Consider the following 24,417-nt stretch of genomic DNA (forward strand, 5'->3'; position numbering starts at 1 on the left):
GAGACCTCCCCATGACGATGCTCCCCGAGCAGGCCACCCAGTTCGCCGACGCGTTCGACCGGCTGGTGAGCGGCGTGGAACACGTCGTTCTCGGCAAGAACCACGTCATTCGCCTCGCGTTCACGGCGCTGCTCAGCGAGGGCCACCTGCTGCTCGAAGACGTGCCAGGCACCGGCAAGACGTCACTGGCCCGCGCGATCGCGCAGAGCGTGCGCGGTACGAGCAACCGTGTTCAGTTCACGCCCGACCTGCTGCCGGGGGACATCACCGGAGTCAGCATCTACGACCAACGCCACGGCGCGTTCGAATTCCATCGCGGCCCGATTTTCGCCAACATCGTGCTCGCCGACGAAATCAACCGGGCCAGCCCGAAGACCCAGTCGGCGCTGCTCGAAGTGATGGAGGAGGGTCAGGTGACCACGGACGGCGTGACACACCAGGTCGGAACGCCCTTCATGGTCATCGCCACCCAGAACCCCATCGAGCAGGCCGGAACCTACCGGCTCCCGGAGGCGCAGCTGGATCGATTCATCATGAAGTCCGCCATCGGCTACCCCGACCACGCGTCCATGATCCGTATCCTCGATGGTGCCGGGCATCGCGCTCACGAGGTCGGCGTCACGCCCGTGCTCACCGCCGAAACCGTGGTCGAGCTCGCCGCCCTCGCCCGCACCGTGTTCGTGGACCCGAGCATCACCGACTACGTGTCCCGGCTGATCGACGCCACTCGCACCGCACCCGAAGTGCGACTCGGGGTGAGTGTGCGGGGCGCCCTCGCGCTCATCCGCACGGCCAAAACCCTCGCGGCCGCCAACGGCCGCCACTATGTCATTCCCGACGACGTGAAGGTGCTCGCTGAGCCGGTGCTCGCGCACCGGCTCTTGCTCGATCCGGAAAGCGAATTCGACGGGGCGACGGCCTCGCAGGTGATCGCCCAGATCGTTGTCGAGACGCCCCCGCCCAGCGAACGAGCCCACCGTGACTGACACCGGGACGAACTCCCGGACCCGCGGCGGCGGCACCGCGCCGACCGCATCGGAGGGGCACCTCACCCGTATCGTCGCCGGGGCGTTGCAGCGGACGGCGTCGACGCGCCTGCGGTTCGCGCGGGCGTTCCGGGTCGTGCGGGCCGTCGTGACGCCCCTCGGGTGGGGCATGGCCGTCACGGTTGTCCTCGCCTTCCTCGGCGGATACCTGGCCGGGTGGACGGAACTCGTCGTGATCGCCTGGACCGGGCTGACGCTGCTCCTGCTGGCCTGTGCCTACCTGCTCGGGCGCTCGACATACGATGTCTCCCTGAGCCTCGGTGCGGACCGTGTGGTCGTCGGCGACCCGGTCACCGGGCGGGTCGTCGTGCAGAACCCGGCCCGCCGTCGACTGCCGGCGGTGCGCGTGGAGGTGCCGATCGGCCCGGCGGTGTCGGTCATCCCGATGCCGAGCCTCGGCCGGAAGGCGCAGTTCGGTCACGATTTCGCCGTCCCCACCCTGCGCCGGGGACTGGTGTCTGTCGGCCCGGTGCGCACGGTTCGCGCCGACCCGGTCGGGCTGGTGCACAAGGAACTGGTCTGGGCCGAGAAGACCCTGCTGCGCGTTCACCCGCGCACCATCTCCATCCCCAGCATGAGCACCGGACTGATTCGTGACCTCGAAGGCAACCCGACGCGCGATCTCACCACCAACGACGTGTCCTTCAATTCCCTGCGGGAATACGTTCCCGGGGACGAGCGCCGCGGCATCCACTGGAAGAGCACGGCGAAGACCGGCACGTTGATGGTGCGGCAGTTCGAGGAGACCCGCCGCAGCGAACTGATGGTCGTGCTGGGGCTGCAGGAGGGCGAATGCGCCACCGATGATGAGTTCGAGCTGGCCGTGAGCGTGGCAGGGTCCCTCGGGGTGCGGGCCATTCGCGACGGCCGAACCGTGTCCGTGTCGGTGAGCGCTCTCACCCCGCCGTACGCGCGGCGGCCGGTGGCGGCAATGCGCGGTCTCAACACGGTGACCCGCAACCGACTGCTTGACGATCTCAGCGCGGTTGAACGGCACCCGTCCGCCCTGCCGCTCGCCGACGTCGCCGGTCTGGCCTCCGACGCCGTGAACGGTATCTCGGTTGCCTTCCTCGTCTGCGGTTCCACGCTCGCCGCTCGCGGGCTGCGGGCCGCCGCGAACCGCTTCTCCGCCGGTGTGCAGGTCGTCGCCGTGGTGTGCGAACCGGAGGCGGTGCCAAACTACCGTCGGATGGGTGAGCTCAGCGTGATCACGATCGGGTTCCTCGACGACCTGCACAAGAGCCTCGCACGGACGAAGGCCGCATGAGTCTTCCGAAACGTACGACCGAGGCGCCCGGCGCGACGTCCCGCCGGGCGGCGCGTGCGGGGGAGCGCCCACGATGGCGACTCGTGGCGGGGCACGTGCTCGCGCTTCTGCTGGCGACTTCCGCGGCGTCCGTCACACTGTGGCCGGTGTATCAGAGCCGCCAATTCGTCGTCACCGTTTTCGGCGCATTCGTCGTCGGCGCCCTGATCGCGGGCGGCGGAGTTCGGTTCCGATGGCCGGCCTGGGGCGTCATGCTCGCGACCCTGGCCGGTTTTCTGCTCGTCGGGGTTCCCCTCGCGGTACCCGGCCGGGCCGCGTTCGGCCTCTGGCCCACCGGTCCCGGCCTCGTCGACCTTCTGGCCGCCAGCGCCCTGAGCTGGAAGCAACTGGTCACCATCGTGCTCCCTGTGGGCTCCTACCAAACCCTGCTCGTTCCCGTGCTCGTCCTCGTTCTCGTGTCGACCGTTGCGGGGCTGTCCACGGCACTGCGGTCCCGGATACCCGAACGCGCCGTTCTGGCGCCGAGCCTGTTTTTTCTCGCCGGAATCGTGCTGGGACCGACGTCCGCATTCTCGCCTGTTCTGTGCGGCATCGGTTTCTTCACGGTGGTGCTCGGCTGGCTGCTGTGGATGCGCCGCAACCGGCGAACGGCGACCCGCCCGCCGGCGGGGCCGGCCGAACAAACCCGCCACGAGCACCGTTCGGATTTGCGCTCCGTGGGCGGCGCCGCGGCCCTGCTCGTCGTCGCCGTCTTGGTGGGCACGGTCGCGGCGGCGGCCACGCCCGTCGGCACGGAGCGTGACGTGTTGCGCGCCCGGGTGCAGCAGCCCTTCAACCCGCAGGACTACGCGAGTCCGTTGAGCGAATTCCGCCGCTATCTGCAGCCGGCCCTCGCCGACGAGACCCTGTTTGAGGTGACCGGACTGCCGAGCGAGGGGCGCCTGCGCTTGGCGACCCTCGACAGCTACGACGGCATCGTCTATTCCGCCGGAAGTACCCAGACGCAGAGCGCCGTCGGTTCGTTCACCCGGCTGCCCTACCGGCTGGACCAAAGCCAGGTCGCGGGCAAGCAGACGGTGCTTTCGGTGACCGTCGCCGGGTACGCGGGGCGCTGGGTGCCGGGAATCGGCCAGCTGGAACAGATCGAGTTCTCCGGGGCGACAGCGCTCGCCCGATCGGACGCGTTCTTCTACAACGACATCGGCGGATCCGCCGCCGTGCTCACCGGACTCAGCCGCGGTGATTCGTACCGCAGCGAGTCCGTCACGCCGTCGGCGGTGGCTGACCTCTCCGTCCTGCGCCCCGGGTCGGCGGTGCAACCGCCGGTCGGTGTCGTTCCCGACGGGCTCGCCCTGGCTCTTGACGGTTACGTTGATGCCGACGCCGCACCGGGGACGCAACTGCAGCAGGCCCTGGATGGTCTGGCGGGCGACGGCTACGTCAGTCACGGCATCGGCCCGGAGGAGCCGCTCAGCCGCTCCGGGCACGGCGCAGATCGCATCACCCAGCTGGTCACCGAGTCGCCCATGCTCGGGGACGACGAGCAATACGCCGTCGCGGCCGCCCTGATGGCGCGACAGATCGGTTTTCCGGCGCGGGTCGTCGTCGGGTTTGCCCCGCAGACCCACGCCGACGCCGCCGATCCGGTTCGCGTCACCGGATCCGACGCGTCGGCGTGGATCGAGGTTCAGTCGAGTTCGGGCGCCTGGGCGAGCATCGACCCGATGCCCGCCGTGCGGGATATCCCGGCGAACCAGCCCGATGAGCCTGCTGTCGTCACCCGCCCGCAATCCGTGATCCCGCCGCCGGCCGTCGACACTCCGCAGCAGCGCGACCCGGCCCCCGCCGAACGCACGATGGAGGAGCCCGTCGCGGCGCTCAGTCCGTTTCTCGCGTTTCTGCTCGGTGCCGCCGGCGTGCTCGGGTGGACGGCGCTTGCCCTGCTGGCGCTGCTCTCGCCGGTGCTGTTCGTGATCGCGGCCAAGACCCGTCGCCGCAGACTGCGCCGCACCCGGTCGACGCCGCTCGCGCGGATGAGTGGCGCGTGGCACGAGTTCGCCGACGCGACGACGGACCAGGCCATCCCGGTGCCCGGCAACGCGACCCGAGGCGAATTGGCCGAGGCGGTGCACGCCCGTGACGCGCAGTTGCAGGGGCGCGCAGCCGCACTGGCCAGAGCCGTCGACCACGCCGTGTTCTCTCCCGGCACGCCGTCGGAGCAGGACGCCGACGCGGCGTGGGACGCCGTCGATGATCTGCGGCGCGGGCTCGGGGCGCTCCGCACCCGACGGCAACGCCTGCGGGCGAGCATCTCGCTTCGCTCCTTCAGTCGGTACGCTGGAATCACAGCACGGACGGAAGGAGCAGGCTCGTGAGGTGCCAGATTTGCGGAGCGATACGGCCGACCGGAGCCATGTTTTGCGGCGAGTGCGGCAGCTCGCGGTCGGCGACACCGCTCACCCGCAAGCGCCCCGATCCACGGCCGAATGACACGAGCATCATCGCCCCGCTGCTGCGGACCACGGTCGTCTCTGTTCCCGTTGACACCGGTGTCGCACCGGCGCCGCAACGACCCGCGCCCGGACCCGAGATCGTGCCGAGCAGCGCATTCGCGTCGACGGGGTACCAGCCGGCCGGCTTCGTGCTGCAGTTCAGCACCGGCGAAACCGTGTCCGTGCGCGGCTCGGGTTTGATCGGCCGGCGCCCGATGCCGCAGCCGGGGGAAAGATTCGACGTGCTCCTCCCGATAGCGGACGCCGGGATGTCGGTGTCCAAGACACACCTGGAATTCGGTCAGCACGATGGCGAATTCTGGGTCACGGACCGGTTCTCCGGCAACGGCACCGTGCTGCGCCGGCCCAATGAAGCCCCCGTGCGGTGCGAACCCGGCCGACGCTATCGCGTGGCGCGGCGTTCCCGGGTCGAACTTGCCGATCAGTTCTTCACCGTGAACTGAAGCGCTCCTCCACCGCCCGTCTTTCCGGAGCTTGCGCGCCGGTTTCGACGACATGCCCGCGAACCCGGCGCCGGGGTGATGTGCTGGCGAGGTGAATCTCCCCCAGGAAGCCCTCGCCGTTCCACCCCGGCCGGCGCCGCCCGCGCCGTCGGCGTTTCCGGTGCTCGCCACGCTCGCGCCCCTCGGAATGGCAGCCCTCATCTGGTTCGTGACCGGATCGGCGTTCGCGCTGATCTTCGCCGTGCTGAGCCCGGTGATCGCCGTGGCGAGCATGTTCGACATGCGGCGCAGCCAACGCAAACGCGCCACGCGTGACGCGGCCTCCTACGCCGCCGCGCTCGACGAGCTGCGCGAGAGCGTCGCCGAGCGCCTCGACGACCGCCGACAGGCGCTGCGACAACAAACGCCATCGGTCGCGTGCATCCTCGCCGAGCCGGCCGGGACCGGGCGCTGGCGACGGTCGGGCGCAACGATGGTCAGCCTGGGACGCGGCACCATCGACAGCGAGCTGCGGCTCGCAGCCGGTTCCGGCTCCGGTGCCGGTGCTGTCGCGGTCGGCGACGAACGGCAGCTGCGGCGCTGGGCGGCGACGCTCACCGACGCTCCGATCCACGTCGACGCGTGCGGCGGGATCGGGATCATCGGCCCGCCCGCCCTCGCTCGTGCCATGGCCAGAGGCGTCGTCGTGCAGTTGTGTTTCGCAATTCCGCCGAGCGAGTGCTGGATCGCACCGCTACCGTCAAAAGACTGGGCGTGGGCCGCCTCGTTGCCCCACAGCCGAGACCCCGGGCGTGCGGGCACACGGTACTCGATTCTTCTCGCGGCACCGCCGGGTTTCGTCCCGCCGGGACCCGTGAGTCCCGCAATCGGCGGGCTGGTGCTCAGCGTGGCCGAACACGTCGACGAGCTGCCACCTGGATGCGCCACCGTGGTGCGGGTGCACGGACCTCGACGTGCGGTGCTCGTGGCGTCGCCGTCGCACGTCGTCGGACTGGAATTCCACCCGGAGCTGGTCTCGGCCGAGGCCGCCATTCGTTTTGCGGACAGTGCAACGCAGCAGGCACGCGCGGCCGGCCTGGGACACCGGGGTGAACCGCTTCCCGCTACGATCGCTCTCGCCGAGATCGGACGATTTCGCACGTCCGAGGTCGGGGCTGGCGCACCCGCCTCGCTCGCCTGCATCGTCGGTCGCGGCGACAGCGGCGATTTCTCCGTCGACCTGGTGCGAGGCGGCCCGCACGCGGTAGTGGGCGGAACCACCGGCAGCGGCAAGAGCGAACTGCTCGTGACCTGGGTCACCGCACTCGCCGGCAGCTACTCGCCGGCCCAGGTGACGTTCCTGCTCGTGGATTTCAAGGGCGGAGCGGCCTTTGAGCCCCTGCAGGCGCTGCCGCACTGCGTGGGACTGATCACCGATCTGGGGGCCACGGCGGCAGCCCGGGCGCTGGCAAGCCTCGCGGCGGAGTTGAGACACCGAGAAGGTGTGCTCGCCGCCGCCCACGCGACCGACGTCACGGACTCCCGGTTGACGCGCGGGCCGGGGCGTCTGCCCCGGCTGATCATCGTCGTGGACGAATTCGGCACCATGATCAATGCATTTCCCGAACTGCATGCACTGTTCGTGGACATCGCCGCCCGAGGCCGATCACTCGGCATGCATCTCATCCTGTGCACTCAGCGCCCGTCGGGCGTGGTGCGGGACGCACTGTTGGCCAACTGCAGCCTGAGGCTCTCACTCCGGGTCAACAATGTGGCCGACAGCCAGGCCGTCATCGGAACGGATGCGGCCGCCGCGCTTCCCATCGACCTGCCGGGCCGCTGCCTGATCGCGGTCTCCGCCGCGGAACCGCGTCTGTGCCAGGTGGCGACAACGCGGCCACCGGACATCCGTGCCCTCGCGGGTGTGGCCGCGCCGTCGGCACGCCGCCCATGGCTCGATCCGCTCCCCAGCAGGCTCACTGACATGGCCTGTTCCGGCGTCGACGACACCGAGGATCCATTCGACAGGGACGGCCTTCTGCTGGGGCTCTTCGACGAGCCGGAGCGGCAGCGATATCGGGCGGCTCGCTGGGACCCGGCCCGTGACGGCCATCTGCTCATCGTCGGCGGTGCCCGGTCGGGAAAGAGCAGCCTGCTGCACACCCTCGCGGCGCACCGCGGCGAAAGGACGATCGACCTGGTTCCGGCCGACGTCGAGGGCACCTGGGACGCGCTCGACGAGGCTTGCCGCGATATCCAGGGGACCGACGGCTGCCCCGCCCGGGTGCTGCTGTTCGATGACTTCGATGCGGTGTGCGCACGGTGGGAGACGGAACACCGGCTCGCCGCGCTGGACATGATCGCGACACTGCTGCGTGACGGTGCGGCCCGCGGCATCACCGTCGTCATGGTGGTGCAGCGTCTCGCCGGGGCGCTGAACGGTCTCACGGCGCTCTGCCCCAGCCTGATGCTCCTGCGACTGCCCAACGCCGCGGAGCACGTGGCCGCCGGGGGACAATCGGCTCAGTTCGATGCGTCTCTCCCGCCCGGGGGCGGTCGCTTCCGTGGGCTCCGCGTGCAGCTGCTCGTCCCTCGGCCCGACGCGACGCCGCCCCTGCTCGCCGCACGGGCCGCGCCGCTCACTGATGGGTCGCTGCTGGTGGTGTCCTCGTCACCGGCGCGCACCGCGACGCTGTGTGTGCGGGCCGGGGCAGACGTGCGTGATCTCACGGGAGCGCCGACGTTGTCGGTCTCCGATCGGCTGGAGCTCAGCGGGGGGACACGACCGCAGGTGGTGATCGGCGATCCCGATGCCTGGCAGACCCAGTGGGCGCTTCTGGCCGCGCTGCGCGTTCGGACCGCGATCGTCTTCGACGGCTGCAGCCTGGGTGAATTTCGGGTCATCGGCCGTCGCCGCAGCGTTCCGCCGGCACTGGCGCCGGGACGCGGGCACGTGTGGGTGCTGCGTCCCGACGGGACGGTGGAGCGAGCCGCGCTGCCTATCGGTACGCCGCCGCCGGCCACTGCCGCCCGTTAGCCGAGCACGTCCACGAGCGGGCGGAGTTCGAGGCCGTGTGCGCTCGCGACGGGAGCGCTCACCACGCTCCCCGCGAAGGTGTTGAGTCCGAGCGCGAGGGGAGCATCCGCGCGCAGGGCCTCTGTCCATCCGAGGTTTGCAATGGCGCGGACGTAGGGCAATGTGGCGTTTGTGAGTGCGTACGTGGACGTGTGCGGAACCGCGCCGGGCATGTTGGCGACGCAGTAGAACAACGACCGGTGCACGGTGAAGGTGGGATCGGCGTGCGTCGTCGGGTGGGAGTCGGCGAAGCAGCCGCCCTGGTCCACGGCGATGTCGACCAGCACGCTTCCCGGCCGCATACGGGAGACAAGATCGTTGCTGACCAACTTCGGTGCCCGCGCGCCGGGGATGAGTACGGAGCCGATCACCAGGTCCGCCTCCATGACTGCCTTGTCGATCTCGAAACTGTTCGACGCGATCGTCTTCACCCGACCGAAGTAGAGGGCGTCCAGTTCACGCAGCCGGAACAGATTCGTGTCGAGTACCGTCACCTCGGCACCGAGACCGACGGACACCTGCATCGCTGCGGTTCCGGCGACCCCACCGCCGAGCACGGTGATGCGCGCCGGGTGCGTTCCCGGCACCCCGGGCACGAGCAGCCCCGGCCCGCCGTTGGGTTTCAGCATCGCGTTCGCGCCGACGATCGGGGCGAGGCGGCCCGCGACCTCGCTCATCGGCGCGAGCAGGGGCAGGGCGCGGGAGGGCAGCTGAACCGTCTCGTAGGCGATGGCGGTCACCCGTGCCGTGAGCAGGGCCTGGGTGAGCTGCACCTCGGCCGCGAGGTGCAGGTAGGTGAACAGCAGCAAGTCGGGCCGAAAGAAGTCGTACTCGCTGGGAATCGGTTCCTTCACCTTGAGCACGAGGTCTGCGGCGGCCCACGTGCTCGCGGCATCCGGCAAAATCGTGGCGCCCGCGGCGATGTAGGCCTCGTCGGTGATGGTCGAACCCAGCCCGGCACCGGACTGCACCAGCACCGCGTGGCCGTTGGCGGTGAGTTCGTGAACTCCGGCGGGGGTGATGGCCACCCGAAACTCGTTGTTCTTCACCTCGGTGGGGACAGCAATCTTCATGGTGCTCCTTGATTGCAGGCATCGCCGGGGGACACCACTGTCCCTGCCTGACTCAAGGCTATCGCCGCGGTCGTCCCCGCGCCGGGTGAATGTGCTACGTGTAGCTGGGGCGGATCGAACCGACCGGCTGGCCGCCGCCGTGGACGGCGAGGGAGAGCTCGGGGATCAGCGCGTCGACGTCGGCGCGGGCGATGGCACCGGCGTCTGCCAGCAGGCTCAGGACCACGATCGTCGCGGCACGCAAATTTCCGTCGAGAATCTTCAGGGCCACGGTCACGCCGTTCTCGGCTGACGCGACCATGACGCCTTCGGCGCCGCCCTTCACGAACAGTCCGAGCCGGTCGATCACGATGCTGTCGGAGAGTCCGGGGCCGGCGACAGCCCACCCGTTTTCGCGGACGGCTTCGGCCAGAAAACCGGCCTCGCGGTAGATGGCGAATGGCGAGGTCGACTTCGATGTGGCGATGCGAGCGACGCCGCGCGCGAGCCCGGTCAGTGTCAGTGCGTGCACGGGGGCGCCGCAGCCGTCTATCCCGGACGCCACCGGGCGCTCACCCGTGAAGCGTTCGACGACATCGAGAATGCGTTTCTGCAGGGGATGTTCCGGGTCGAGATAACCGGTCAGCGACCATCCGTTCTGCACGCACGCCACCAGCATCGCCGCGTGTTTGCCGGAGCATTCCATGTATACGGCGGATTTGCCGGCCCCGAGACGCACGAGCGAATCCCTGGACGCGGAATCGATGGGCCAGGCGGTCGGGCAGCCGAGTGCCGACTCGTTGATGCCGGCGCGTGCCAGCAGACCGCGCACCAGATCGACGTGCTTCTGCGTGCCACTGTGACTCGCTGTCGCGATGGCCGCGTCCTCTCCCCGGAGGGTGACGCCGCTGGACATGACGGCGATGGCCTGGAACGGCTTCAGCGTCGACCGCGGAAAAATCGGCGTCTCGATGTCGCCGAGCGCCCTCAGCACCTCACCGTTGGGGCCCAACACGACCGCGGAACCCGCATGCCGAGATTCGACGAAGCCGCTGCGTTCCACAACGGCGAGCTCGACCGCATCGGTGACGGTGAAGGTTTCTGACACGGTTGTGCTCCTGGCTGGTTTTCGTCGGAGCTGACCGAGGTCAGCTCCGACGGAAGTGAACGGCGTGCGGGATGCGGGTGCGGTTTACAGCGCAGCCATGGCGTCGTCGATCACCGACAGGGCGTCGGCGATCAGCGTGTCGCTCAGGGCGAGGCTGGGCAGGAAACGCAGGACGCTGCCATAGGTGCCGGCGGTGAGCAGCAAAACCCCGTGCGCCGCCGCGTACGCGGAGATTGCGGAGACGGCCGCCGCGTTGGGGGCCTTCGTGCTGTCCCCGGTTCCGGGCTGCACGAGTTCGATGGCAATCATGGCGCCGCGTCCGCGGATTTCACCGATGATGTCGTACTTGTCCTTCAGCACGGTCAGGCCGGCGGTCAGGGTTGCGCCGATGCGCTCGCCCTCGGCCAGGAGGTTGTTCGCCTCAATCGCTTCGAACACGGCGATGGAGGCCGCGCAGGCTACCGGGTTGCCGCCGAAGGTGCCGCCGAGGCCGCCGGGCTGGGAGGCATCGAGGATTTCGGCGCGGCCGGTGACGGCGGCAAGCGGGAAGCCGCCGGCGATGCCCTTGGCCGACAGGACGAGGTCGGGGACCCAGCCGAAGTGCTCGCTCGCGAAGTACTTTCCGGTGCGGCCCATTCCGCTCTGAATCTCGTCCGCGATCATGACAACGCCGTTGTCGGTGCACCACGCCTGCAGGGCAGGAAGGTAACCGTCGGCGGGAACCATGAAGCCGCCCTCACCCTGGATCGGCTCGACGACGAGGCAGGCGAGGTCTGAGGCGCCGATAACCTTCTCGAGGTATCCGATCGTGCGGGCGGCGGCATCCGCCCCGTTGAGGCCGTCGTGATACGGGTAGGAGCTCGGTGCGTGGTACACGTCGCTGGCGAGGGGTCCGTAGCCGGTCGCGTACGGGGCGGCCTTGTAGTTCATGGCCATGGTGAGCACGGTGCGACCGTGGTAAGCGTGGTCGAGCACGGCGACAGCCCGGCGGCCGGTGAACTTGCGGGCGATTTTCACGCCGTTCTCCACGGCCTCGGCGCCGGAGTTGATGAGCACGGACTTCTTCGGGAAGTCGCCGGGGGTGTGCTCGGCGAGCAGCTCGGCGACGCGAATGTACTCCTCGTACGGTGTCACGGTGAACAGGGTGTGGACGAAGTCTTCGGTTTGGGCGACGGCAGCAGCGACGACGCTGGACTCGGTGTGACCGATCGTGGTCACACCGATTCCGGCACCGAGGTCGATGAACTGGTTGTCGTCGACGTCGACGATGATCGCGCCGTTGGCCTTCTTGATGTACACGGGAAGCATCGAGGTGACGCCGCTGGATACGACACTCAAGCGCCGGGCGTGCAGCTCGGACGACCTGGGGCCGGGGATCGCGGTCACAATCTTTCGTTCCTGCGGCACCGAGTAGGTGGTCGAAGTAGCGGGGGAGGAGGCGGGCGCAGCGGCGAGGATGTCAGTCATGATGACTCCACTTTACCGACCCATTGCTGGAGGAAGCTGAAGGGGCTGCAAGAATCTTGTATGAGCGAGGGAGACACATGAACGGAGTGCACGATTATGCGGTGCGGGTGGAGTGGACCGGCAACCGCGGCACAGGAACGAGCCACTACAAGGCCTACGGACGCGATCACCTGATTTCGCCGGCCGGGCGCGCATCCGCGACAAAGCCACCGATCAGCGGCTCGTCCGATCCGACCTTCCACGGCGATAACGACCGGTGGAACCCGGAGGAACTGTTGCTCGCGGCACTGAGCCAGTGTCACCTGCTGTCGTACCTGCACGTCGCCGCGCGCAACGGCGTGACCGTGACCGCGTACACGGATGCCCCGATCGGCACGATGGAGCAGGTGACCGGGGGCGGGGGTCATTTCACGTCCGTCACACTCCGACCGCGAGTGACGATCACGGATCCCGCACAGGTCGACCTCGCGCAGTCGCTGCACGCCGAGGCGGCTCGCGAGTGCTTCATCGCGGCCTCGGTCAATTTCCCGGTCGGTCACAAGCCGGAGACCACCGCCACACCCTGAGCGGTCCCGGCCGGAGACTACACGCGTTCGCGCGGGAAGACCTTGTCGGCGAGCCGGTGCAGGGTGCCGGACGGCGGGGATTCGTTGTAGGTTTTGGCGAGTTCCTGACCGGACAGCTCATGAATCGCGGCCATGATCTCGTCGGTGGCCTGGCGGCGTGCCTTGCCGGAATCGGCGGTGCCGTGTTCGCTCACGTCGATCGGTTCGCCGAACGCCACCGTGATCTTGCGGATGCGCGGAACCTTGCTGCCCACCGGCATGATCTCCTGTGTGCCGATCAGACCGACCGGCACGACGACGGCTCCGGTCGTGAGTGCGAGCCAGGCCACTCCGGTGCGTCCGCGGTACAGCCGACCGTCGAGCGAGCGGGTGCCCTCCGGGTAAATGGCGAACGCGCTCTCGGACTCGAGGATGCCGCGCCCCGCGTCGAGCGCGACCTGCGCGGCCTGCCCGGCGCCACGTTCCACCCCCACCGCGCCGATGGACGTGAAGAAGTTCCGAGACACCCAGCCGGTGAACCCGGTTCCAGTGAAATACGTGGATTTGGCGAGGAACTGCACCCGCCGCGGCGCCGTGAGGGGGATGACGATGCTGTCAATGAACGACAGATGGTTGCTCGCGAAAATGACCGGGCCGGTCTTGGGGATGTTTTCCCGGCCGGTGATCCGCGGCCGGAACACGAATCTGGCGATCGGGGCCATGATCCCATAGCCCAGGAAATACACGAATCCGGGTCGTTTCGCACGTGGGGGGTCGACGACTTCAGCGTCGTCCTGGGGTTCTTCATCGGCACCGGTCACTGCTCGACCCTACTCTGCCCGGCCGCTGCACCTAGCATGGAGGCGTGCGCAGAGTAATAATCCTCGGGTCCACCGGTTCGATCGGTACGCAGGCCCTCGACGTGATCAAGGCCAACCCCACCAGGTTCGAGGTGGTCGGCCTGTCGGCCGGCACCAACCGTTCCCTCCTCGACGAACAGGCCGCCGAATTCGGCGTGGAATACACGGCGCTCGGGGAGGATGAGGCGGAGCAGCTGGTGCGGGACGTCGGCGCCGACGTCGTACTCAACGGCATCACCGGCTCGGTGGGTCTGGGGCCGACCCTTGCCGCGCTGAAGGCCGGCCGGGTGCTGGCGCTGGCCAACAAGGAATCGCTCATTGTGGGTGGTGACCTCGTGAAGTCCCTCGCCGCCCCCGGCCAGATCGTGCCGGTCGATTCCGAGCACTCCGCGATCGCCCAGGCCCTGCGCGCGGGCACCAGCGACGAGGTTCGCCGACTCGTACTGACGGCATCCGGTGGCCCGTTCCGTGGCCGCACGCGCGAACAGCTGACCCACGTGACGCCGCGCGAGGCGCTGAACCACCCGACCTGGGACATGGGTCTCGTCGTGACGACAAACTCGGCGACCCTCGTGAACAAGGGACTCGAGATCATCGAGGCGCATTTGCTGTTTGACGTGGGGTACGACCGGATCGACGTGGTGGTGCACCCGCAATCGATCGTGCACTCGATGGTGGAGTTCATCGACGGGTCCACGATCGCGCAGGCCTCACCTCCCGACATGCGCCTGCCGATCTCGTTGGGTCTGGATTGGCCGAATCGGGTGGGGGCGGTTGGTGCACCGATCGACTGGGCGACCCCGCATAGCTGGACATTCGAGCCGCTCGACGACGCCGCGTTTCCGGCCGTGGACCTGGCCAAGCGGGTCGGGCGCGCCGGGGGAAGCTACCCGGCCGTGTTCAACGCCTCGAACGAGCAGGCCGTGGCGGCGTTCCACGCCGGCACGATCGGGTTCCTGGACATTGTCGACACAGTGCTGCGCGTGGTTGAGTCCCACGAGCAGGACGGACCACTGACCCGGGAATCGCTCGCCGGCGCCGAGGCCTGGGCTCGCGCCGCCGCCGACCGGCACATCGCTGCGGCCGGCACGCGATAGTCGCCTGAGCTCGTACGCCTAGCAGTCCTTGTCGCCCTTCTTGCAGCTGTCGCTTTTCTCGTCCTTCTTCGCCGTTTCCTCGGCGGCCTTCTTGGCTTCTTCGGCGGCCTTGGCCGCCTCCTCGGACGCCTTGGCAGCCTTGTCGGCCTCTTCGTTGTCGGCGGCTTCCTTGGCGGCCTGAGCTTCGGCGGCGGCCTGAGCTTCGGCGGCCGCCCGCGCGTCGGCCTCCGCCTGGGCCGCGTCGATCGCCGTGGCGAGGTCGGTGCCCACCAGGTTGATGGCCGCCTGAATCTCCGCGGAGCGCTCAGGGGTCATCTGGCCCGCGGCGGCGGCCGTCCGGAGGCTGGCCTCAAGGCTGGTGAGCAGGGACTGCGCGCCGGTGAGGTCTCCCTCGGCGGCGGCCGTGGTCACCTCGAGCACCCCACTCTGCAACTGCTCGGCCGTGGCCGGCTGCAGCGCCACGGGCGCGCCGGCGCACGCCGACAGGGCGAGGGTCGACAGGGCGAGGCTCACGAGGGCGATGCGAAAACGACGGCGGGTCATGGGTTCACGCTTTCCTGAAGTTCTTGCAGGTGGGTGCCGAGGGGGCCGTCCACGGCGGGGTAGCTTGGGGGCACCGCCTCCGGCGCGCCGGGCCGGTTGAGCAACACCACGAGCAGTACCGCGACGGCCACGATCACGCCGGCGCCAATGGCCATGGCGCGGGTGGTCCACGGACGAACCGCGGATGCCCGCGGTCGGGGCTCCTTCTCGCGCACGGTGCGTCCCGACGCGGGTGAATCGCTGCGGGGCATGAGCGCCGTTGCGGCGTCATCGTCTTCCTGGTCCGTGTGCTGCGTGGGCTGGGCCGCGGGTGCCGGCACGGACTCGGATGTTTGCTCAGGCAGGAGCCGGGTGGGGGCATCCGCCGGTTCGGCCATGAGTGAGGTCGCGAGTCCGGTTTCGGCGGCAAAGTCGTCGAGCATGGGGGCCGTCGCAACCTGCCCGGGGGTGCTTTCGGCCACGAGCGTGCGCAGCACCACCGCGGCGGCGGAGGCGGTGGGACGGTCGCCGGCCTCGCGGCTGGTCATGGCGGTCAACAGGTCGGCCCAGCCGGGGCTCACGCGAGGCGGAATGACCGGCTGGCGCTGGAGCCGGGCCATGGCCGATTCAATCGCGGTACCGGGGTACGCGCGTTCGCCGGTCAGGCTTTCCAGCAATACCAGTCCGAGCGAATACACGTCGGTCGGCGGGCCGAGCGCGGTGCCGAGGGCTTGCTCGGGACTGAGGTAACTGGCGGTGCCGAGGGTGGCGCCGGTGGCGGTGAGTCGCGTCTCGTCGAGCAAACGGGCGATGCCGAAGTCCGCGAGCTTGGCGTGCACGGCGCGACCGGGGAAACCCGACGGGCTCAAGAGGACATTCGCGGGCTTGATGTCGCGGTGAATGATGCCGAGTTCGTGTACGTAGTGCAGGGCCTCGGCGAGATCCGCGCCCAGGTCGGCGAGCTCGCGCGACTCAACGGGGCCCTCGAGCAGGCGCGTACGCAGGTCGGCGCCATCGACGAATTCCATCACGATGAATGTGCGCGGTGCGCCGTCGACGTGCGCGGTGCCCGCGTCGAACAGGGTAACCAGGGCGAAATGATTGAGGCTCGCGAGCAGCGAAATTTCACCGCTCTGACGTTCCGGGCCCACGGCGTCCATGCTGTCGGTGCGAAAAAGCTTCACCGCCACCGTGCGACCGAGCGCGGTATCCGTCGCCTGATAGACCGAAGCCATGCCACCGGTGCCGACCAGTCGATCGAGCCGAAAACGGTCGGCGAGGAGCAGGCCGAGCGGATCGGCGTTGTGTGGGATAGACAGGGGAACCTCCAAATGCTGCATCAAGCAAACTACAGCAGACAAGCCGCGAGAATGACCGACAGACGAACGACCAGCCGCTTTGCAGCTTGGGACAGCTACTCTACGACTGTGGAATCTGTACTGCTATTCATTCTCGGCGTCGCCGTCATCGTCGTCGGCCTTGCCGTGTCTATCGGCCTGCACGAGATCGGCCACCTGGTCCCCGCCAAGCTGTTCGGGGTGAAGGTCACGCAGTACATGATCGGCTTCGGGCCGACGCTGTGGTCGAAGAAGAAGGGCGAAACCGAATACGGCTTTAAGGCCATCCCGCTCGGCGGTTATATCTCCATGATCGGCATGTTCCCGCCGAAAAAGGGCGGTGCGGTGCAGAGCGCGAGCACGGGCTTCTTCGACACTCTCGTTCAGGAGGGCGCACCGGAGAAACGTGCCGAAGAGAAGCGGCCGGGCGCCATGGCCACCATGGTCGACGACGCCCGCCAGGCGAGCGCCGACACGATCGGCGAGGGCGAGCAGCATCGCGCCTTTTACACACTCCCCGTGTACAAGCGCATCATCATCATGCTCGGCGGACCGACGATGAACCTGCTCATCGCGATCGTCATGTTCTCGATTCTGCTGATGGGCTTCGGCACCACCCAGACCAGCACGACCGTCGGCAGTGTCAGCTCCTGCGTGCTCCCGGCCACCAGCGAACGACAGTCCTGCGAGAGCGGCGACGAGGCAGCCCCCGGCGCCGCGGCGGGGTTGAGGCCCGGCGACCGCTTCGTCAGCATCAACGGCACCGCGATCAGCAGCTGGAGCCAGTCCACGCAGATCATCCGCGACGCCCCCGGCCTGGCGCTGCCCGTCGTCGTCGACCGGGCCGGCACCGATGTGAGCCTCACGATAACGCCCAAACTTACCGAACGCTTCGTCCTCGATTCCGCGGGCGACGTCGTGACGGATGCCGCAGGCAACCAGGTCACCGAGAAGGTCGGCTTCGTCGGCATCGGCGCCGCCGGGGAACTCGTCCGCCAGCCGGTCACGGCCGTCATGCCCGCGGTCGGCGACACGATCGCCTCGACCGCCGGCATCATCATCCATCTCCCTCAGCGTCTCGTCGATGTGGCCAACGCCGCCTTCGGCCCGGGAGAACGCGATCCCAACGGGCCGATGAGCATGGTCGGCGTGGGTCGAGTCGCCGGCGAGATCGCCAGCATCGACACGATTCCCGTGGCGAGCAAGATCGCCACCATGGTCGGGATTCTCGGATCCGTCAATATCGCCCTCTTTGTCTTCAACCTCGTGCCGCTGCTCCCGCTCGACGGCGGGCACGTGGCCGGGGCGCTCTGGGAGGGCATCCGCCGTGCCTTCGCGAAGCTGTTCCGGCGACCGGAGCCGGGGCCGGTCGACATGGCCAAGCTCATGCCGCTCACCCTGGCCGTGGTGGTGCTGCTCGGCGGGATGAGCCTGCTGCTCATGTACGCCGACATCGTCAAGCCCGTCAACCTGTTCGGTTAGGCCCCCGGCGTCGAGTACTCCCACGGGAGGATGCAGCGCGAGCGGGTGCGGATCGCCCGAGAATTGCACGACGTTCTGGCCCGTTCGCTGTCCCAGATCAACGTGCAGACCGGTGTTGCGCTGCACCTGCTCGATGCCCAGCCGGACAAGGCCGCCCAGGCACTCGCCAGTATCAAGGCAACCAGCAAGATCGCCCTCGACGAGGTGCGGATGGTGCTGGGAATCCTGCGGTCGCCTGCGGGTGCAACGCCTCGACCCGTTCGGCCTGCAGGTGGAGGCACACCTTCCCCGTGGCGGCGCCCGATGATCCGCGTCGTCGTGGCCGGCGACCGGGCGCGAGACCATGCGGCAGGTGACTCGGCAGTGCCCCGACGTGGTGCTGATGGACATTCGCATGAGCACGGCTGGTCGAGAAACCGGCCGATAACCGACGAGAGCCGCCGTCCCGGAACACCCGGGGCGGCGGCTCTCGTCGTTCGGCCGGTCGGTTAGCGCGAGAGCAGCAGCGCCTCGCCCTGGCCGCCGCCGCCGCAGAGCGCGACGGCCGCCTTGCCGGTGCCCCGGCGGGAGAGCTCCAGCGCCGCGTGCAGCGCCACCCGTGCTCCCGAGGCGCCGATCGGGTGTCCGATGGCGATCCCGCCACCGTGAATGTTGACCTTGTCGGCCGACACACCGAGCACCTTCGATGACTGCACGACAACGGACGCGAACGCCTCGTTGATCTCGACCACGTCAAGGTCATTCGCGTCCCAGCCCTGCTTCGTCAGGGCGCTGGCGATGGCGTTGGCCGGCTGCGAGTGCAGGGAATTATCGGGGCCGGCGACCTGGCCGGACGCCTCGATCACAGCGAGCCAGGAGAGCCCGTGCTCCTCGGCCCAGGCCTTGCTGGTCACGACGACGGCGCTTGCGCCGTCGCTCAGCGGGGCCGCGTTTCCGGCCGTGATGTTGCCGTCCTCCGAGAAGGCGGGACGCAGGCGACCGAGCGTCTCCGTCGTGCTCGCGGCCCGTACGCCCTCGTCCGTGGTGAGTACGAGCGGCTCGCCCTTGCGCTGGGGAACGCTCAGCGGCGTGATCTCCTCGTCGAAGACATCCGCGCTGACGGCGGCGGCCGTGCGCTGGTGCGAGGCCGCGGCGACGTCGTCCTGCTGCAGACGGGTGAGTCCGAGCTTCTCGTTGGCGAGCTCGGTGGACAAGCCCATCGACAGGCCGTCGAAGGCGTCGGTCAGTCCGTCGTGGGCGGCGTGGTCGAGCATCGGAACGGTGCCGTAGGCCCAGCCGTGGCGTGAGCCGGGCAACAGGTGCGGGGCGTTGGTCATCGACTCCTGGCCGCCCGCGATCACCACGTCGGCTTCGCCGAGGCGCACGAGGCGGGCCGCGTCGATGATGGCGGCGAGGCCGGACAGGCACACCTTGTTGAGCGTCATGGCGGGCACGTTCCACGGGATCCCGGCCTCGACCGCGCTCTGCCGGGCCGGGTTCTGGCCGGCACCGGCCTGCAGCACCTGACCCATCAGAACGGCATCGACCTGGTCGGGGGCGACGCCGGCGCGAGCCAGGGCGCCCGTGATGGCGGCGGCGCCGAGCTGCACGGCGGTGAGGGAGGCGAGTTGTCCGTTCACTCGGCCCTGCGGCGTGCGCGAGCCGGCAAGAATAACGACGTCATGTGCGGTCATAGGGACTCCTTCGTCAAGTGGGGTGGGCCGGCGTTCCAGAAACACGGCCGAAGCCAGCATGTCACTGCCGGCCGAGTTTTTTCTGTACCGTGCCCCGCGCACCCGGCAGGTTTTCTCCCCGCCCTGCTCGCCCAGTTTGCTCGCGGTGGTGTCGCACAGGTTCTGTCCCGCACCGACGAGTAGGCTGGACCCGTGGCTGCAATCAATTTGGGAATGCCCAAAGTACCCGAGATACTCGCTCCGAGACGCAAATCCCGCCAGATCAAGGTGGGCAAGGTCCTCGTCGGCGGTGACGCCCGTGTGAGCGTTCAGTCGATGACGACCACGCAGACGACGAACATCAATGGCACCCTGCAGCAGATCGCCGAACTCACGGCGAGCGGATGCGACATCGTGCGTGTCGCCGTTCCGACCCGCGATGACGCCGAGGCTCTCTCAATCATCGCGAAGAAGAGCCAGATCCCGGTCATTGCCGATATTCACTTCCAGCCGAACTACGTGTACGCGGCCATTGACGCAGGGTGTGCCGCCGTCCGGGTGAACCCGGGCAACATCCGCAAGTTCGACGACCAGGTGGGCAAGATCGCCGCCGCGGCCAAGGCAGCCGGAGTCAGCCTGCGCATCGGTGTGAACGCCGGGTCGCTCGAACCCAGCCTGCTGCAGAAGTACGGCAAGGCCACCCCGGAGGCGCTCGTGGAGAGCGCCGTCTGGGAAGCGAGCCTGTTCGAGGACCACGACTTCCACGACTTCAAAATCTCGGTCAAGCACAACGACCCGGTGATCATGGTCAAGGCCTATCGTCTGCTCGCCGAGCGCGGCGACTGGCCCCTGCACCTCGGCGTGACCGAGGCCGGTCCGTCGTTCCAGGGAACGATCAAGAGCGCCACGGCGTTCGGGATTCTGCTCGGCGAGGGCATCGGCGACACCATTCGGGTGTCGCTCAGTGCGCCGCCCGCGGAGGAGATCAAGGTGGGCCTGCAGATCCTGCAGTCTCTCAACCTGCGCGAACGCAAGCTGGAGATCGTGTCGTGTCCCAGCTGCGGACGCGCCCAGGTGGATGTGTACAAGCTCGCGAACGATGTGACGGACGGCCTCGAGGGCATGACGGTTCCGTTGCGCGTGGCCGTGATGGGTTGCGTCGTGAACGGGCCTGGGGAGGCGCGAGACGCCGACCTCGGAGTCGCCTCCGGCAACGGCAAGGGCCAGATCTTCGTCAAGGGCGAGGTGATCAAGACGGTGCCGGAGTCCGAAATCGTCGCCACCCTGATCGAGGAAGCCAACCGCCTCGCCGCGGAAATGCCAGCCGCAGAGCTCGGCTCCCCGACGGTCAGCGTCAGCCAATAACCGCCTCCGCCGCCCCGCGCGGGGCATAGCCGCGGTTCACTTCCTGGATCTGTTCCAGGGTGGGTCGGTGCTGGGGGTGTTGGCCCGGTGGGTGGCGGCGGGCCGCCAGGTTCGGGTGGGGTCGAAGAGTACGGGGCCGCGGAGCTGGGGTCGGCCGTGGGTCATGCGGATGTTCCACCCGTTGGTGTCGATGCTGTGGTGATGAAACCAGCACAGCAGCACCCCGTTCTCCACGTCGGTCGCGCCGTGGGATTGCCACGGGATCACGTGGTGCACCTCGCACCACGCGGCGGGGACGGTGCAGCCGGGGATGACGCAGCCGCCGTCGCGGGCGGCGATCGCCCGGCGCTGCGCCGGGCTGAAGAACCGTTCTTTGCTGCCGAGGTGCAGCACCTGTCCGTCGTCGCCGATGACCACCTGCTGATATCCGCCGCTGCATAAGCGCTGCTGCACGGTGGAGAGGCTGATCGGGGCGTCGACGCCGTCGATCCAGCCGACGCCGCGGCCGGTCTTCAGGTCGCGGGCGTTCACATGCACCATCACCACGGGAGCGGCACCACCCATAGTGGGCGTTTTCGGGTCCCGCGCTGTCGTCTCGAACACCGCGCGGAGAATGTCGGCGCGTTTCTCCCCTCCCGTGCGGTCATCCACGGCCACCGCCTCGGCCCCCGGTATGACTTCGCCGGCCTCCATAAGCGCCTGCTCCTCCGCCGACGGGAACGCCGGGGCCGCGTGGGCGGAGAGGAACGTGGCGAAGACACCGTTCATCACCCCGAGAAGGTCCGGCGTCACCGCGCCGCGCAGCGGGTAGAGGCCGTTACGCAGCACCCCGAACCCCACCGTGCTTGTCGCCGCGTGCTCGTCATCACTCGGGGCGGCGCCGTCCGGGTCAAGCACCGCCTCCCACTGGTGCGCTTGGGCGCGGATCAGGTCGGCGCCGAACGCGATCCCCGCCCCGGGAAGCCCCGCGGTCTCCGCGGTGATCGCCCCGGTCGCCGAGGCGACGAGGGCTCGTTCGGCCCGGTCCAGGTCGTCCACCGCCACGCGGGAGCCGATCTGCTCCAGCACCGTCACGATGGCTTCCGCCGCATCCACCCCGAGCTGGCCGGAGGCGAGACCGTCGGCGACGGCGGGGTGCCGCACCGGAACGCTCTGCCCCAGCAACCCACTCGACGCGCTCGCGGTACCGGCGATCAAACCGCCGAGCCGCATCCGCCGCTTCGCCTCGCTGCTGGAAATACGCGTCACGCCGGTGATCAGTTCGAACTTTCCCCGGCACCCGTTCTTCCACGCCAACGACTCATGCCCCAAGCCCGCATCCGCGCGGCACGCAACATTCGCCGCGGACCCGATCCGGCCACCGTCCACCCGACGCCCCACCGCCTCCAACGCCCCCAACACGGCCAGCGCCGCCTCGTCGTCGAGGAGCGCGAACTGCACCCCGGCCAGAGCATTCGTGACGAGTGCGTCGGCCTGCGCCAGCAGGGCGACCATCTCAGCTCCGGACTTCACCGTCGTGAACATACCCCCATTTTAGCCCGATTAGAACGTTTAGGCGAGGGTTGCTCACATATTTGTCCAAGGAGTTTCGTAGTCACGTACTCCACCCGAGCCCGGAGAATTCACCCACCGGCGGCCGCACGGGCGGCGCTGCCAGCCATTTCAGGCGGCAACGCCTACCCGCTGACAGGCCAACCCCGTGCTCTCACATCGGCGCCCACGGGCACCCGTGAGTTCGCCCTGTGAGGGAAGGCTCCGGTTCGCCGTAAGGTAGTCGGGTGCCTACACGTCTCTCTAACTACTTCCTCCGTACCCTCCGCGAAGATCCCTCCGATGCCGAGGTGACCAGCCACCGCCTTCTGGTGCGTGCCGGATACATCCGTCGTCAGGCCCCGGGAATCTTCGCCTGGCTGCCCCTTGGGCTGCGAGTGAAGGCCAAGGTCGAGAAGATCATCCGCGAGGAGATGACCGCCGCGGGCGCCTACGAGGTTCACTTCCCGGCGTTGTTGCCGCGCGAACCCTACGAGCTCACCGGACGCTGGGACGAGTACGGCGACGGCCTGTTCCGGCTCAAGGACCGCAAGGGCTCCGACATGCTCCTCGCCCCGACCCACGAAGAGGTCTTCACCCTGCTCGTGAAGGACCTGTACAGCAGCTACAAGGACCTGCCCCTGTCGATCTACCAGATCCAGGACAAGTACCGCGACGAGGCACGCTCCCGAGGCGGTCTGCTCCGCGGCCGCGAATTCACCATGAAGGACGCCTACTCCTTCGATCACACCGACGCCGGGCTCGACGCGAGCTACCAGGCGCAGCGCGACGCCTACGAGCGCATTTTCACCCGCTTCGGCCTTGAGTACGCCATCGTGCAGGCGGATGCCGGCGCCATGGGTGGCTCCAAGAGTGAAGAGTTCCTGCACCCCACCCCGGTCGGCGAAGACACCTTTGTGCGCTCCGCCGGCGGGTACTCGGCCAACGTCGAAGCGTTTCGCACGATCGTGCCGCCCGAAACCGACTGGACTGCGCTGCCCGCAGCGGCGGTGTTCGACACGCCGGACACTCCCACCATTCAGACCCTGGTCGACAAGGCCAACGCCGAGCAGCCCCGGCCCGACGGTCGCGAGTGGACCGCGGCCGACACGCTGAAGAACGTCGTGCTCGCGCTCATCCACCCCGACGGCACCCGCGAAATCATCGCGATCGGCCTGCCCGGCGACCGGGACGTCGACCTCAAGCGCGTGGAGGTCGCCTTCGGCCCCGCCGAGGTTGAGGCCGCCAACGAGGGCGACTTCGCCCGTCTCAACAAGATCGAGGGTCGACCCGGCCTGGTGAAGGGCTACATCGGCCCGTGGAGCGCCGCCGGAGCGATGCTCGGCGAGAAATCGGCCACCGGCATCCGCTACTTCGTCGACCCGCGCGTGGTGGCGGGCACCGAGTGGATCACGGGCGCAAACGAGCCGGGACGCCACGTCTTCGGCCTCGTTGCCGGACGTGACTTCGCCGTGGACACCACGGTGGAGGCCTCCGACGTGCGTGCCGGGGACCCGGCACCCGACGGCTCAGGGCCCGTCGAACTCATTCGCGGAATGGAAATCGGCCATGTATTCCAACTCGGACGCAAGTACGCGGAGATCCTCGGTCTCAAGGTGCTGGATGAGAACGGCAAACTCGTGACCGTGACCATGGGATCGTACGGAATCGGCGTCACGCGCATCCTCGCGGTCATCGCCGAGCTCAACAACGATGCCAAAGGCCTCATCTGGCCGGAGGCCGTCGCTCCCTTCGACGTGCACGTGATCGCGACCGGCCGGGAAGAGATCGTCTTCGAAACGTCAGAACTCGTGGTGGCCGCTCTCGAAGCGTCCAACCGCGAGGTGCTGTACGACGACCGGCGCAAGGTGTCGCCCGGCGTGAAGTTCGGCGACGCGGAGCTCATCGGCGTGCCGTGGATCGTCATCGTGGGACGCGGCGCCGCCGACGGCATTGTGGAACTCTGGAACCGCAGCACGGGGGAGCGCGAGCAGGTCACGGTCGCTGACGTCGCCGCGCACTTCGCCTAGACCGTTCGCCGCGGTGATTTCGGTGCCCGGAGTCGGGTACCTTTAG

19 protein-coding genes are annotated in these 24,417 nt (G+C 68.6%); 11 read left to right on the plus strand and 8 right to left on the minus strand.

What is annotated here, in order from left to right; translation table 11 throughout:
- Nucleotides 1–11: 11 nt before the first annotated feature.
- The 5 genes from AC1MB9_RS03560 to AC1MB9_RS03580 all read left to right on the plus strand — a co-directional run bounded on the left by AC1MB9_RS03560 (nucleotide 12) and on the right by AC1MB9_RS03580 (nucleotide 8,285).
- A complete protein-coding gene (locus AC1MB9_RS03560) occupies nucleotides 12–986 on the plus strand; it encodes an AAA family ATPase (RefSeq protein WP_479964574.1) in 975 nt (324 codons plus the stop codon).
- Nucleotides 979–2,313, plus strand: a complete 1,335-nt coding sequence (locus AC1MB9_RS03565) for a DUF58 domain-containing protein (RefSeq protein ID WP_479963667.1) — start codon at nucleotides 979–981, stop codon at nucleotides 2,311–2,313. The genes AC1MB9_RS03560 and AC1MB9_RS03565 overlap by 8 nt, the downstream gene beginning before the upstream one ends.
- On the plus strand, nucleotides 2,310–4,688 hold the full coding sequence (locus AC1MB9_RS03570; RefSeq protein WP_479963668.1) for a transglutaminase-like domain-containing protein: 2,379 nt from the start codon (nucleotides 2,310–2,312) through the stop codon (nucleotides 4,686–4,688). The genes AC1MB9_RS03565 and AC1MB9_RS03570 overlap by 4 nt, the downstream gene beginning before the upstream one ends.
- A complete protein-coding gene (locus AC1MB9_RS03575; protein ID WP_479963669.1) occupies nucleotides 4,685–5,269 on the plus strand; it encodes an FHA domain-containing protein in 585 nt (194 codons plus the stop codon). Before AC1MB9_RS03570 ends, AC1MB9_RS03575 begins: the two co-directional genes overlap by 4 nt.
- Before the next feature lie 91 nt (nucleotides 5,270–5,360).
- Complete coding sequence (locus AC1MB9_RS03580) at nucleotides 5,361–8,285, plus strand: FtsK/SpoIIIE domain-containing protein (protein WP_479963670.1); 2,925 nt, start codon at nucleotides 5,361–5,363, stop codon at nucleotides 8,283–8,285.
- On the opposite strand, the gene ald is transcribed toward AC1MB9_RS03580, so the two are convergent.
- The 3 genes from ald to gabT all read right to left on the minus strand — a co-directional run bounded on the left by ald (nucleotide 8,282) and on the right by gabT (nucleotide 11,951).
- Nucleotides 8,282–9,397 (minus strand): alanine dehydrogenase, encoded by a 1,116-nt coding sequence (gene ald, locus AC1MB9_RS03585; protein ID WP_479963671.1) that lies wholly within the window; start codon nucleotides 9,395–9,397, stop codon nucleotides 8,282–8,284. The two genes, AC1MB9_RS03580 and ald, sit on opposite strands and share 4 nt — an antisense overlap.
- Before the next feature lie 94 nt (nucleotides 9,398–9,491).
- Complete coding sequence (locus AC1MB9_RS03590; protein WP_479963672.1) at nucleotides 9,492–10,484, minus strand: asparaginase; 993 nt, start codon at nucleotides 10,482–10,484, stop codon at nucleotides 9,492–9,494.
- Between the two features lie 84 nt (nucleotides 10,485–10,568).
- Nucleotides 10,569–11,951, minus strand: coding sequence for a 4-aminobutyrate--2-oxoglutarate transaminase (gene gabT / locus AC1MB9_RS03595; protein ID WP_479963673.1), 1,383 nt, complete (start codon nucleotides 11,949–11,951; stop codon nucleotides 10,569–10,571).
- 77 nt (nucleotides 11,952–12,028) lie between these two features.
- Between gabT and AC1MB9_RS03600 the strand changes: the two genes are divergently transcribed.
- Nucleotides 12,029–12,517, plus strand: a complete 489-nt coding sequence (locus tag AC1MB9_RS03600; RefSeq protein WP_479963674.1) for an OsmC family protein — start codon at nucleotides 12,029–12,031, stop codon at nucleotides 12,515–12,517.
- Between the two features lie 17 nt (nucleotides 12,518–12,534).
- On the opposite strand, the gene AC1MB9_RS03605 is transcribed toward AC1MB9_RS03600, so the two are convergent.
- Nucleotides 12,535–13,317 (minus strand): lysophospholipid acyltransferase family protein, encoded by a 783-nt coding sequence (locus AC1MB9_RS03605; RefSeq protein WP_479963675.1) that lies wholly within the window; start codon nucleotides 13,315–13,317, stop codon nucleotides 12,535–12,537.
- 44 nt (nucleotides 13,318–13,361) lie between these two features.
- On the opposite strand from AC1MB9_RS03605, the gene AC1MB9_RS03610 reads away from it, so the two are divergent.
- Nucleotides 13,362–14,453 (plus strand): 1-deoxy-D-xylulose-5-phosphate reductoisomerase, encoded by a 1,092-nt coding sequence (locus AC1MB9_RS03610; protein ID WP_479963676.1) that lies wholly within the window; start codon nucleotides 13,362–13,364, stop codon nucleotides 14,451–14,453.
- A gap of 18 nt (nucleotides 14,454–14,471) precedes the next feature.
- On the opposite strand, the gene AC1MB9_RS03615 is transcribed toward AC1MB9_RS03610, so the two are convergent.
- Entirely contained in the window at nucleotides 14,472–14,996 is a 525-nt protein-coding gene (locus AC1MB9_RS03615) for a hypothetical protein (RefSeq protein WP_479963677.1), read from the minus strand.
- Complete coding sequence (locus AC1MB9_RS03620) at nucleotides 14,993–16,315, minus strand: serine/threonine-protein kinase (protein ID WP_479963678.1); 1,323 nt, start codon at nucleotides 16,313–16,315, stop codon at nucleotides 14,993–14,995. The genes AC1MB9_RS03615 and AC1MB9_RS03620 overlap by 4 nt, the downstream gene beginning before the upstream one ends.
- A gap of 87 nt (nucleotides 16,316–16,402) precedes the next feature.
- Between AC1MB9_RS03620 and AC1MB9_RS03625 the strand changes: the two genes are divergently transcribed.
- Nucleotides 16,403–17,794, plus strand: coding sequence for a M50 family metallopeptidase (locus tag AC1MB9_RS03625; RefSeq protein WP_479963679.1), 1,392 nt, complete (start codon nucleotides 16,403–16,405; stop codon nucleotides 17,792–17,794).
- A gap of 30 nt (nucleotides 17,795–17,824) precedes the next feature.
- Nucleotides 17,825–18,286, plus strand: coding sequence for a histidine kinase dimerization/phosphoacceptor domain-containing protein (locus AC1MB9_RS03630; protein WP_479963680.1), 462 nt, complete (start codon nucleotides 17,825–17,827; stop codon nucleotides 18,284–18,286).
- Here AC1MB9_RS03630 and AC1MB9_RS03635 read toward each other — a convergent pair.
- Nucleotides 18,283–19,467 (minus strand): acetyl-CoA C-acetyltransferase, encoded by a 1,185-nt coding sequence (locus tag AC1MB9_RS03635; protein ID WP_479963681.1) that lies wholly within the window; start codon nucleotides 19,465–19,467, stop codon nucleotides 18,283–18,285. The two genes, AC1MB9_RS03630 and AC1MB9_RS03635, sit on opposite strands and share 4 nt — an antisense overlap.
- Nucleotides 19,468–19,659: 192 nt before the next feature.
- Between AC1MB9_RS03635 and ispG the strand changes: the two genes are divergently transcribed.
- Nucleotides 19,660–20,811 (plus strand): flavodoxin-dependent (E)-4-hydroxy-3-methylbut-2-enyl-diphosphate synthase, encoded by a 1,152-nt coding sequence (gene ispG / locus AC1MB9_RS03640; RefSeq protein WP_479963682.1) that lies wholly within the window; start codon nucleotides 19,660–19,662, stop codon nucleotides 20,809–20,811.
- A 36-nt stretch (nucleotides 20,812–20,847) separates the two neighbouring features.
- Here the strand turns inward: ispG and AC1MB9_RS03645 are convergent, their stop codons facing one another.
- Complete coding sequence (locus AC1MB9_RS03645) at nucleotides 20,848–22,335, minus strand: HNH endonuclease signature motif containing protein (protein WP_479963683.1); 1,488 nt, start codon at nucleotides 22,333–22,335, stop codon at nucleotides 20,848–20,850.
- Between the two features lie 254 nt (nucleotides 22,336–22,589).
- On the opposite strand from AC1MB9_RS03645, the gene AC1MB9_RS03650 reads away from it, so the two are divergent.
- Nucleotides 22,590–24,371 carry a proline--tRNA ligase gene (locus tag AC1MB9_RS03650; protein WP_479963684.1) on the plus strand — a complete coding sequence of 594 codons (1,782 nt, stop codon included), beginning with the start codon at nucleotides 22,590–22,592 and terminating at the stop codon, nucleotides 24,369–24,371.
- Nucleotides 24,372–24,417 lie beyond the last annotated feature (46 nt).

This window comes from Cryobacterium sp. AP27, assembly GCF_056680495.1.

Excerpts from the sequence above, each read along its gene's own strand:
- AC1MB9_RS03570 (WP_479963668.1), top strand. The coding sequence starts at position 2,310 with ATGAGTCTTCCGAAACGTACGACCGAGGCGCCCGGCGCGACGTCCCGC.
- AC1MB9_RS03620 (WP_479963678.1), bottom strand. The coding sequence starts at position 16,315 with ATGCAGCATTTGGAGGTTCCCCTGTCTATCCCACACAACGCCGATCCG.
- AC1MB9_RS03635 (WP_479963681.1), bottom strand. The coding sequence starts at position 19,467 with ATGACCGCACATGACGTCGTTATTCTTGCCGGCTCGCGCACGCCGCAG.
- AC1MB9_RS03560 (WP_479964574.1), top strand. The coding sequence starts at position 12 with ATGACGATGCTCCCCGAGCAGGCCACCCAGTTCGCCGACGCGTTCGAC.
- ald (WP_479963671.1), bottom strand. The coding sequence starts at position 9,397 with ATGAAGATTGCTGTCCCCACCGAGGTGAAGAACAACGAGTTTCGGGTG.
- AC1MB9_RS03615 (WP_479963677.1), bottom strand. The coding sequence starts at position 14,996 with ATGACCCGCCGTCGTTTTCGCATCGCCCTCGTGAGCCTCGCCCTGTCG.
- AC1MB9_RS03630 (WP_479963680.1), top strand. The coding sequence starts at position 17,825 with ATGCAGCGCGAGCGGGTGCGGATCGCCCGAGAATTGCACGACGTTCTG.
- AC1MB9_RS03645 (WP_479963683.1), bottom strand. The coding sequence starts at position 22,335 with ATGTTCACGACGGTGAAGTCCGGAGCTGAGATGGTCGCCCTGCTGGCG.
- AC1MB9_RS03600 (WP_479963674.1), top strand. The coding sequence starts at position 12,029 with ATGAACGGAGTGCACGATTATGCGGTGCGGGTGGAGTGGACCGGCAAC.
- gabT (WP_479963673.1), bottom strand. The coding sequence starts at position 11,951 with ATGACTGACATCCTCGCCGCTGCGCCCGCCTCCTCCCCCGCTACTTCG.